The sequence below is a fragment of the Acinetobacter sp. ANC 4216 genome (genome assembly GCF_004331195.1).
In the GTDB taxonomy this organism is placed as follows: domain Bacteria; phylum Pseudomonadota; class Gammaproteobacteria; order Pseudomonadales; family Moraxellaceae; genus Acinetobacter; species Acinetobacter kookii.
The window spans coordinates 156624-167410 of sequence record NZ_SJOC01000010.1 but is presented as its reverse complement, the minus strand read 5'-3'; the positions used below and the strand labels follow the sequence as shown (position 1 = coordinate 167410).

Below are 10787 nucleotides of genomic sequence, written 5' to 3'. Positions count from 1 at the left end.
CCTGTTGAGCTCTATATCCACGTTGCCCAGTATTTCTTTTTAATTCACGGTAGATGGTTGATCGTGAACGCCCTAACTCCCGAGCAAGGGTAGCGATTGAACTTTTACTTTTCAAAGTAGCATAAATTTCGTATCTTTCATCTTGAGAAAGTTGGGTGTATTTCTTCATTGTGTGCTTTCCAATTGCGAGTTGAAAAAGTCCAATGATTCTACGAATACACCTAACTTTTTCAACTAACTACAAATGTGTCGCACTTGGGATTTGAATCTGCGATTTATTATCGAGCCTGTAAATTATTTTAATTAATTTTCTAAACCATCTATGCAATAGCAAACCATCTTGTGTGTTTTATTATTAGGTGGTTTAAGTGGAACTATCATTATGGGTTTGGCGTATATTCAGCTTAAAATTTAATGAGATTCATAGATAAAAAAAAGCCCAGATCAATTGATCTGGGCTTTTCGTATTCTGGAGCGGGAAAGGAGACTCGAACTCCCGACCCCAACCTTGGCAAGGTTATGCTCTACCAACTGAGCTATTCCCGCAATATGGAAGTGAATTATAGAGAGTTTCTTTTAACTGTCAACTCTTTATGCTTCCAAATGATTAATTAATCAGCACGACGCCAAATGGTGCCTTGACGTGTATCTTCCAGAACCACGCCTTGGTCCAGTAAAGACTGGCGAATTTCATCAGCCTTGGCAAATTCTTTGGCCTTTTTCGCATCTTTACGCTGCTGAATCAAATCTTCAATCTGTTCTTCAGATAAACCTAATGCTTCCTGACCAATATCAGACTTCAAGAAGTCATCAACATTGTGCTGAACCAGACCCAGAATATTGGTAAGGTGACGTAAAGTTGAATAATAAACCGCTGCCTGCTCCTGGTTTTCGTCTTTCACTGCACGGTTGAGTTCTTTGTTGATTTCAAACAGTACAGCAATGGCTTCTGCTGTATTGAAGTCATCACGCATAGCAGTATTAAAACGTTCAACCAATGCTTCATCCAGAGTTTCTACGGTTTTTTCACAGTAGACCTGCTGATAAGCCTTAAATGAATGGTAGAAACGAGAAAGGGCTGTTTTGGCTTCTTTTAATGCCACATCCGAGAAGTTCACCGGACTACGGTAATGTGAAGACACAATAAAGTAACGGATCACTTCAGGGTGGAATTTTTCCATCACATCACGGATGGTAAAGAAATTGCCTAAAGACTTCGACATTTTCTCGCCATCAACATTAATGAAACCGACATGCATCCAGTAATTTACATACTGTTCATCCGTAGATGCTTCAGACTGTGCAATTTCATTTTCATGGTGCGGGAACATCAGGTCTGAACCGCCACCGTGAATGTCAAAATGATTGCCTAGGCAGCAAGTTGACATTGCCGAACATTCGATATGCCAGCCTGGACGGCCATTGCCCCAAGGTGAAGCCCAAGACGGTTCATTTTCTTTGGCATGTTTCCACAGCACAAAGTCAAATGGATGTTTTTTCTCTACTTCAACATCAACGCGTTCAGAAGCACCGGCCTGCATATCTTCCAGTTTACGGCCTGAAAGACGGCCATATTTGGCAAATTTTTCCACTTCAAAATAGACATCGCCATTTGATGATGGATAAGCAGTACCTTTATTGACCAGGTTACCAATCATGCTTTGCATCTGGTCAATGTAATCTGTCGCACGTGGAGCTTCATCTGGATGTAGGCAACCCAAGTTTTCAGCATCTTCATTCATCGCTTTGATAAAACGATCCGTTAAAGCTGTAATGCTTTCCCCATTTTCATTGGCACGTTTAATAATTTTGTCGTCAATATCGGTAATGTTACGTACGTATTTTACATTCCAGCCCTGACTGCGCAGGAAACGGATAATGTAGTCAAATGCAACCATCACTCGAGCATGCCCAATATGACAGTAGTCATATACGGTCATACCGCAGACATACATGTCGATATGACCTTCTTTACGAGGTAAGAATTCTACTTTTTTACGTTGCTCTGAGTTATATAGAACAAATGGCTGCATAGGTCTTCTAAGATGCTTTTACAAAAGATGGCTCATCTTAACCTAAGCATTTTTTTTCATAAAGTTAAAACGAAAAAATGCAGAAGTTTTTTAGGGAATATAAAACTCGATATGAAAATTTAATGTCATTACTTATGGCTTAAGAAAGCTCACTGCTCATGAAAATAATCAGTGATACCTGAGAAATAACAATTGAGCAAGCAAAACGGTTGTATAGCGGGAATGTGAGTTCATACGGACCGATCTGTCCCGTTCCTCTAGAGCATTTAAGAAGAGCATTGAATAGATAGATGTAACATCCAGATTTTATAGCTCAAGTGAGCTCTCTATCTCATCAATATTTAACAGATCACGAGAAGTCTATATTCACCCGCTTCAGCAGGCGCTCTATGCACACAAGGCAAAACGGGCTGCGTTGGATGATCGACAGCCAAACGCCAAAGATGTCCCTGGCCTAAATTGATCGGTGTTGCATCCGCTTTGGGTGCATAATGCAAATCAAAGAAATATTCTTCCAGGAAATTTTCGAACTCGGCTTCTGGACCATCATGTAAGTCTTTCAGCTTTGCTCTTATTTCGGGAATCAAAATCTTTTGCTCAACCTGATCATTTGGCAAAATATCACTGGCACAACCAGCATAAGTACATAAAAAAGTATCGGTTTCTATGGGTGAGCGGTCCACGTGATAGGAATACACATCTGTTGCAATGAAATCCAGCTCTTCATCCCGTTCATAACTTTTAAGTAAGTTAAGAGATGGGGAGGCTCCGAAATCGGTTAATAGCTGGATATCTTTTAAGATCACTTCCCGAGCCAGATGACCTTGTTCTGAAAGTTGCAGCGCTAAAAGATCTTCCACAGAAACTTCTGTAATATTCTCTTTTAATTCAAGTTTACTCACGATCTCTTTAAAATCACCAGCCAGATTTCTATACCAGCACATGGCATTTATATTTCCTTGAAACTTGGAATTGACCAGTTCAGGAAAAGTGGCAACCACACCAATTTGTTTGTGATCAGAAAGCGTATTTTTCATATGAGAATTAAATAATCAACCAAGTCTAATAATATACACTCAGCTTTACATAAATGCAGAATGATTCATGACACATGACCTGAAGAAAGTAAGGATGAAGTTCGCGATAAACCTAGGTTCACTCACCATAATTTCTGCACAATTATTGAAATCTTGTAATTTAGAAACGTGACATTTGCATAGATATGATAAAATTGCGAAAATTATTTTTTGCTTGATTGAATCAACTCTGTATAGAGTAAAGGTAAACCTATTTTGAACCCACCAAATATGCCAAATCAAATAGACTTTCAAAAAGTTGCATTAGAAACTTTGCGTATAGAAGAACAAGCACTGGAAATATTGGCAACACAAATTGATGATCGTTTTAGTCGTGCCTGTGAAATCATCTTGAAGTGTCGAGGGCGTTTAGTCATTACCGGTATGGGTAAGTCAGGGCATATCGGCCGTAAAATGGCAGCAACCTTTGCTTCTACAGGTACACCGTCATTCTTTATGCATCCAGGTGAAGCGGGACATGGCGATTTAGGCATGCTGGTTCCTGGCGATGTGCTGATTGCCATTTCTAACTCGGGCAAGAGTGATGAAATCATGATGCTTATGCCATTAATCAAGCGTCTGGAAATTCCTCTAATTACCATTAGTGGCGACAACAAAGGCCCTATGCCGCAAAATGCCGATGTGGCCTTAACTTTGGGGAATATTCAGGAAGCCTGTCCACTGGGTCTGGCACCGACATCAAGCACCACGGCAACTCTGGCTTTAGGCGATGCCTTGGCAGTTGCCTTGCTGGATGCACGTGGCTTTACTGCCGATGATTTTGCGCTGTCTCATCCTGCCGGCGCCTTGGGTAAACGCTTGTTGTTGCATGTCGAACACCTCATGCACACAGGTACAGAATTGCCAAAAGTTTCTCCAGATACACCAATGAACCAGGTTTTATACGAAATTTCAAACAAACGCCTAGGTTTAACCACAATTGTCGACCAAAATGACGTTCTATTGGGTATTTTTACTGATGGTGATTTACGTCGTTTAATTGATAAACAACAAGGCTTTGATGTGAACTTGCCGGTTTCTGAGGTCATGACTAAAAGTCCATTGACCATTTCGCAAGAGGCACGTGCCGTTGAAGCCCTAGAGCGCATGCACGAAAAGAAAATCAATCAATTTGTTGTAGTAGATAGTGCAAACAAGGTTATTGGCGTGATTAGCATGCATGACCTGATTCAAGCCGGGGTAAATTAATAAATGGCATCTTATATTTTATTGGAACAGGCGCGCCATGTTGAAGCTTTGGTTCTTGATGTCGATGGAATTCTGAGTGATGGTTTTGTCACCCTGACCAATACCGGGGATGAAATCAAGTCCTTTGATATCCGTGATGGTTTAGGTATGAAACTCGTACAGAAAGCCGGTGTAAAAGTCATTATTATTACTGGACGTAAAAGCAATATTGTGGAAAAGCGCATGTCTGACTTGGGCGTAGACCTGGTTTTTCAGGGTCGTGAAGATAAAGGCACTGCATTACGCGAAGCCTGTGCCCAATTGAATGTTGCTCCAGAAGACTGTTTATATATGGGCGATGACTGGCCTGATCTTTCGGCATTTGCCATTGCCGGTATGAAAGTGACTGTTCCGAATGGTCATGTCGAAGTTCGACGCCGTGCTGACCTTGTCACTCAGGCTATGGGTGGCCGTGGTGCAGTGCGTGAAATCTGCGACATGATTCTGACGGCCAAAGGGGCTTATGAACAGCTGCTTGAAACCTATACCGCTGCCCCACATTAATTGTTAAACAATTCATTGAATTTGAGTTAAGTGCCACACTTATGGATACAAAAGTTTTATACCTGACTGCTATAGCAATTGCAGCTATAAGTGGTGGTTACTACTATTACAGTGGTAAGGGCAACAAGCTTGAGGTTGATTCAGCCAGAAGCATGACCTATTCCGCTGAAAAAATTAATCTGACTCAAACCGATGACAACGGTAATTTGTATGCCCGTGCTCAGGTCGACCGTATGGAACAGGACATGCAAAAGGAAACGGCCAAACTGGAAAACCTGAATGCCTCGCTGTATAAAAATGGCGCAGTTGATGCCACTTTTTATGCCAAAGTGGCGAACAGTTATGATGACAATCAACGGGTGGTTCTGTCGGGAAATGTCGTGGCGACCAAGTTGATGCCACAGGGCAAAATGCAGTTTCAGACCCAGGAATTAACCGGATATCCCGAAACCCGGGAAATTGAGACAGATAAACAGGTCAATGTGCAATCTCCGCAAGCTGAATTTGTAAGCCAGGGTCTGAAAGCCAATCTAAATGACGGTCAATACGAATTTTTTAATATTCGAGGAAAATATGAACCACAATCTTAAGCTTACATTGTCTAAAACTTTGCTTAAACAGGCAGCTTTAGCCGGTTTGGTTGTATTCTCGTCGGCAGCGGCGTTTGCCATTCCATCTGACCGAAATCAGCCTATTTCACTGGTTGCTGACCGTGCTACCTATAATGAAAAATCCGGGGTGACGACCTATAGCGGAAATGTCATCATCGAACAGGGCACCATGAGATTGCAAGCCAACTCTATTGTTGCCAATCTGAACAGTCAAAAACAGATCAGTAGCATTACGGCGACAGGCGGTCCGGCACGTTTTCAACAACAAACCGAGGTGAATAAGGGTTTGGCAAAAGGTCAGGCGCAGAAAATTGTTTATAATGCCCAAACTGGCATTATCACCTTGTCTGGCAATGCATTTTTACAGCAGGATGGGGCAAGTATCCGCGGTAATACTTTGAAATACAGCATGAATAAGGGTGATGTTGAGGCAACGGGCACACCAAACAGTACCGGTTCATCTTCAGGTCGCGTACAAATCGTTATTCCGCCATCTAGTTCAAAATCATTCCCGGGAGCACGTGATTAATGGATCAATCGCTAAATCAACCCCAAACCTTGTGTATTAAACATCTGGCAAAAAACTATAGTAAAAGATGGGTGGTCAAGGATGTTTCTTTCCAGATGCAGAGTGGGCAGATTGTAGGCCTACTTGGTCCAAATGGTGCAGGTAAAACCACAAGTTTCTATATGGTGGTGGGTTTGGTTCGAATGGACAAGGGCGAGATTCACTTGGATGATCTTGATTTGTCCGACTTGGCCATGCATGAGCGTGCGCGTAAGGGCATTGGTTACTTGCCGCAAGAAGCTTCCATTTTTAGAAAACTGACGATTTCTGAAAATATTATGGCGATTCTTGAAACCCGTAAGGATTTGAACAAACAGCAGCGTCAACAGCGTTTAAATGAATTGCTGGCTGACTTTAAAATCAGTCATATCAAGGATTCACTGGGGATGAGTGTGTCTGGTGGTGAACGCCGCCGTGCAGAAATTGCCCGTGCTTTGGCTGCCGATCCTAAGTTTATGCTGCTGGATGAACCTTTCGCCGGGGTCGATCCTATTTCTGTCGGGGACATCAAAGATATTATTCGTAATCTTAAAGACCGTGGAATTGGGGTGCTGATTACCGATCATAACGTCCGTGAAACTTTGGCGATTTGTGAGCATGCCTATATTGTTAGTGAAGGTGCGGTAATTGCAGAGGGTACACCGCAAGAAGTGCTTGCAAATGATACTGTGCGTAAAGTCTATTTGGGTGAAGACTTTACCGTTTAATTAAAGTTTAATCAGAATGATCTAATCTTATAAATTACAGTATCATTTAACTTACAATACTTTTTTAATTTAAAAACCTTCTTTTATAGAAGGTTTTTTTGTATCTGCAAGCCATTCAAAACAGGCTATACTGCCGTTGTGTTGTTATTTATTCCAGATTTATGCCATTTACCATTGCCTCATCCGTTACTTTTGAAGAAGACATTAAGAAAAGTCGCTTTCAGGCGATTGCTGCTCCTGTAGAAAATGAACAGGCAGTAAAAGATTTTTTAGAACTGCATAAAGATATCACCACCACACATCAGTGCTGGGCATGGAAAATTGGCCACAATGTCCGTTTTAATGATGCTGGAGAGCCGTCCGGCACAGCAGGCCGACCGATTCTGGCCACGATTGAAGGCAATGAATTGACCAATGTCATTGTTCTGGTCAACCGCTGGTATGGTGGTATTAAACTGGGAACTGGCGGTCTGGTTCGCGCCTATGGCGGTTGTGCCGGGCAGTGCCTGTTACTGGCGGAAAAAATTGAGCTGATTGAAAAGAAAAAAATCAGTTTTGCCTGCCAGTTTAATGAGTGGGCTATTTTTCAATATGAGCTGAACCAGCAACACATCGAATTTCAGGAACAATATACCGCCACAGGCGTACAGGTCGAAGCCCTATTACAAGTCCACCAGATTCAGCCTTTGGCACTGAAAATACAGGATGTGACCCGCGGGCGCGAACAACTCAAAATTATAGAAGAGCCTGAACATGACTGAGCAAGACCCGCTTTTAAAATATCGTGAACAGCATAAGCACCGTTTGAATTACATGCCTTGGCTGTACTGGTCATTAAAACCGAAAAATCGCGGCTGGGCAGAACAGTGGCAAAAAGAATATCAAGCTTATTTGATGGAAATGGAAACTGTCGAAATTGGTGAAAATTGTTTTATTTCACCGCTGGCCCATATTTTTGCCGAGCCGGGCCGGAAAATAACGATTGGCGATAATACCTTTATTGCCGCAGACTGTACCTTGCATGGCCCTTTAGAAATTGGCAATGAAGTGGCCATCAACCATCACTGCATTCTGGATGGTGGACGTATGGGCATCAAGCTGCATGACCAGGTGCGTATGGCGGCATACTGTCATTTATATGCCTTTGACCACGGCATGGAGCTTGCACAGCCCATTTACCAGCAACCGGTACGTTCTCAGGGTATCGAGATTGGGCAGGATGTGTGGCTGGGCGCGCATGTCGGTGTCAAAGATGGAGTAAAAATTGATGCTCATGCCATTGTGGGCATGAATAGCATGGTCACAAAAAATGTTGAAAAGGCGACTATTGTTGCCGGGAATCCGGCGAAGTTTATTCGTCATCGGGATTAAAAAATCCAATAAAATGAATATGAATCAGCCAGTAAGTTTAATTACATAAAAGCATGCACAGTGGTGAAGAGTTATGCTAAGTTAAAAATAACAATTAGACTTAAAGCCTGTATAGGCGAAAAGCGAGGCGAAAATGAAACGTGTAATCGCTTGTATTGATTCTTCTCCATGCGTAAATGCAGTTGCCGAAGCTGCAGCATGGGTCGCAAAGCAGACACAACGTGAATTGGTATTATTACAGGTTTTAGACTATTACCCAGCAAGTTATCATTTGGGTGAAATCAGTGGGGTGATTGGTTTTGAAAGTAATGCAATGTTACTGAAAGAACTGGCAGAACTTGAACAGAAACAAAGTGAACTGGCACTGGATTACAGCAACAATCTTTTAAATCATATTTCTGACATGATTCAGCAGAAGTATCAGATTAACGCCTCGCATCTTCAGGAAAAAGGCGATTTCCTGGAGCAAAGTTTTCATGTGCTTAAAGAAGATGACATTGCCATTATTGGCCGGGTCGGAGAGCGTTCTGCGGAACGCAACAAACCAATAGGCAGTAATGTGGAAAATTTTATCCGTGGCGCAAAATGTACCATCATGACTGTGGGGGAACAGTTTAAGCCACCCACACGATTCATTTTTGCCTATGAATATTCACCGACCTGCGTTAATCTGATGAAACGTGTCGCGCAAAGTGATTTACTCAGATTATTGCAATGTCACCTGTTATATGTAGGTGATCATCCGGAAATACTGAATGAGCCTTCACAGTATTTACGTGATGCCGGAATGGATGTGGTGACGGAATACCGTTATGGCGATGTCTCGGAAAATATACTGGAATACCAAAGCGAACACGGCATACAACTGATATTGCTCGGTGCATTTAGTCACAGTAAAATTCGCCAGTTCTTTTTGGGAAGCGTGGCAACCAGTATCTTCCGAAATTCAACCGTACCCTTACTGGTGGTGAAATAAGTTCATCCGCACCTGATCGGTATGATGAATAATTGTACATAGTTATCCGCATAACTTGTGGATAACTATATGGACAGTATTTGTAAGTTATTAATAAAAAAATAGAAAAACAAAAAGACTGTTTTTTAACCTTTGTGTCATATTATTTCACTATGGCCAGGGCAAATCCATCATGGCCTTTGCTGCCAACTGTTTGTAATGCGGTACAAGAGAGAATTCGAGGATGGTCTTGCAAGGCTGCAAACATATCGCGAATGCCCTCAATACTTGGTTTGTGATTGTCAGGATTAATGATCTCACCAGCGCGAATCACATTATCCAGCACAATAATGGTCCCTGAATGGGACAGGTTTAAGCTGAGTTCTAGATACTCTGCATAGCTTTGTTTGTCGGCATCAATAAACACAAAGTCAAAGGGCTCAAAATCGGCAGGTAATGCCTTTAATACGTCTGCAGCACGACCGACTTTAAGATCAATGGTCTGCGGAAGTTTGGCACGATCAATGTTTTCCTGACCCAAAGCCGCATGGGTATCACGACCTTCAATGGTCAGGATGTAGCCATCTTCTGGCAGGGCACGAGCCAGCCACATGGTGCTGTAGGCAGCAAAAGTACCCAGTTCAAGCACGCGCTTGCATTTGTTCATCTGAATCAGCATTTGCAGCAGCATGCCCTGATTGGGCGCGACGGCGAGGTGATCTGGAAAACCTTTATCTTCAGTGTTTTTTAATGTCTGTAGCAGAATGGGGTCTTCTGGAATTAAATGTGCATCGATGTAAGCATCAATCTCTGTCCACATTTGTTGCATAGTCTGGTCACCTGTGTTGCGATGCATGCATTTTAAACCTTTCCATTCAGAGTGCAATTTATCGTTTTGATTTATTGAAAAGAGGACAATAAAAAAGAGATCAGCAAGATCTCTTTTTTACTGCAATACACGGTTTTAAAAATTACACATCGAGCTGTGGCGTGACAGGTCTGGCCCCCAGGTACGGTAACCTTGGGTATCAATATGGATTTGACCAGAAGCATACAAGCCCAACCCCATATTCAGGCTTTGTCCGTACTGGGCCCAAAACTGGCACAATTTAAATTTGGTGTTTTCAATAAAAGCAAAATCTTCAGCTTGGGGAACTGCAGGTCCAATGCGAAAATCGATTGCCGAATTGAATAAGTGACGTGATGAATTTGCACCACCGGCACACTGGTTAAGCGGCAAATCCCGATAAACGGAGGTCACTTCAAAGTCGGTAAGCACTTTGGCGGCAACCAGATATTTAAAGACGCGTAAGGTTGCAATTTGATTGCTCCACAATTCACGATTTGGAATCATGTATTGGGCACGGCCACATTTTTGCCAGTCACGAGCAGAACGCAACAATTCGAAACTCGGAATAATATTGCCGACCCCATTGCGTTCCAGAAAACTTTCATATTCACGGACACGATGTAAATTATCGCCGATGGCAATCCATGAATTATAAACATAAGGTACTGTTTTAGGTGGAATTGGGCGCTCAAGGCTAATACGTTCTTGAGGAATGAAGATCCGTTTTCCATCGGGTATTTGCCCTTGTTTATGAGGAGATGTGCTACATCCAATCATGACAAGTGGGACTAGGCTTATGCCCAGTAAGCCCTTTAAAACATGCTTCATTATAGAAATCAAATATTTATAAATACGAGCTATTTT

The 10787-nt window shown here is 42.3% G+C and carries 13 protein-coding genes and 1 tRNA gene; 8 read left to right on the top strand and 6 right to left on the bottom strand.

Annotated features, from left to right (window positions below):
• From E0H88_RS10075 to E0H88_RS10060, 4 genes are all read right to left on the bottom strand, one after another.
• The coding region (locus tag E0H88_RS10075; protein ID WP_131274066.1) for a helix-turn-helix domain-containing protein at nt 1-169 on the bottom strand (169 nt) is incomplete at its 3' end.
• Nucleotides 170-470: 301 nt separating this feature from the next.
• A tRNA-Gly gene (locus E0H88_RS10070) sits at nt 471-546 on the bottom strand.
• 65 nt (nt 547-611) lie between these two features.
• On the bottom strand, nt 612-2033 hold the full coding sequence (cysS, locus tag E0H88_RS10065) for a cysteine--tRNA ligase (protein ID WP_131274065.1): 1422 nt from the start codon (nt 2031-2033) through the stop codon (nt 612-614).
• Between the two features lie 341 nt (nt 2034-2374).
• Nucleotides 2375-3070 (bottom strand): DUF1826 domain-containing protein, encoded by a 696-nt coding sequence (locus E0H88_RS10060; RefSeq protein ID WP_131274064.1) that lies wholly within the window; start codon nt 3068-3070, stop codon nt 2375-2377.
• Between the two features lie 270 nt (nt 3071-3340).
• Here E0H88_RS10060 and E0H88_RS10055 point away from each other — a divergent pair, with 270 nt between their 5' ends.
• The 8 genes from E0H88_RS10055 (at nt 3341) to E0H88_RS10020 (ending at nt 9094) form a co-directional block, all read left to right on the top strand.
• Nucleotides 3341-4318 (top strand): KpsF/GutQ family sugar-phosphate isomerase, encoded by a 978-nt coding sequence (locus E0H88_RS10055; protein ID WP_131274063.1) that lies wholly within the window; start codon nt 3341-3343, stop codon nt 4316-4318.
• A 3-nt stretch (nt 4319-4321) separates the two neighbouring features.
• The gene (locus E0H88_RS10050; protein WP_092819354.1) at nt 4322-4861 is read left to right on the top strand and encodes a KdsC family phosphatase; all 540 of its coding nucleotides are present in this window, start codon (nt 4322-4324) and stop codon (nt 4859-4861) included.
• A gap of 41 nt (nt 4862-4902) precedes the next feature.
• Nucleotides 4903-5451 (top strand): LPS export ABC transporter periplasmic protein LptC, encoded by a 549-nt coding sequence (gene lptC / locus E0H88_RS10045; protein ID WP_092819355.1) that lies wholly within the window; start codon nt 4903-4905, stop codon nt 5449-5451.
• Nucleotides 5435-6001, top strand: coding sequence for a lipopolysaccharide transport periplasmic protein LptA (lptA, locus tag E0H88_RS10040; RefSeq protein ID WP_092819356.1), 567 nt, complete (start codon nt 5435-5437; stop codon nt 5999-6001). Before lptC ends, lptA begins: the two co-directional genes overlap by 17 nt.
• Nucleotides 6001-6747 carry an LPS export ABC transporter ATP-binding protein gene (gene lptB / locus E0H88_RS10035; RefSeq protein WP_131274062.1) on the top strand — a complete coding sequence of 249 codons (747 nt, stop codon included), beginning with the start codon at nt 6001-6003 and terminating at the stop codon, nt 6745-6747. The genes lptA and lptB overlap by 1 nt, the downstream gene beginning before the upstream one ends.
• A gap of 161 nt (nt 6748-6908) precedes the next feature.
• Nucleotides 6909-7508, top strand: coding sequence for an IMPACT family protein (locus E0H88_RS10030; RefSeq protein ID WP_131274061.1), 600 nt, complete (start codon nt 6909-6911; stop codon nt 7506-7508).
• A complete protein-coding gene (locus E0H88_RS10025; protein WP_131274060.1) occupies nt 7501-8118 on the top strand; it encodes an acyltransferase in 618 nt (205 codons plus the stop codon). The genes E0H88_RS10030 and E0H88_RS10025 overlap by 8 nt, the downstream gene beginning before the upstream one ends.
• 133 nt (nt 8119-8251) lie before the next feature.
• Nucleotides 8252-9094 (top strand): universal stress protein, encoded by an 843-nt coding sequence (locus E0H88_RS10020; protein WP_131274059.1) that lies wholly within the window; start codon nt 8252-8254, stop codon nt 9092-9094.
• Nucleotides 9095-9236: 142 nt separating this feature from the next.
• Here E0H88_RS10020 and E0H88_RS10015 read toward each other — a convergent pair whose 3' ends face one another.
• Both E0H88_RS10015 and E0H88_RS10010 read right to left on the bottom strand, forming a co-directional pair.
• Complete coding sequence (locus E0H88_RS10015; protein WP_131274073.1) at nt 9237-9902, bottom strand: O-methyltransferase; 666 nt, start codon at nt 9900-9902, stop codon at nt 9237-9239.
• Nucleotides 9903-10037: 135 nt separating this feature from the next.
• Nucleotides 10038-10751, bottom strand: a complete 714-nt coding sequence (locus E0H88_RS10010) for a D-Ala-D-Ala carboxypeptidase family metallohydrolase (protein WP_131274058.1) — start codon at nt 10749-10751, stop codon at nt 10038-10040.
• Nucleotides 10752-10787 lie beyond the last annotated feature (36 nt).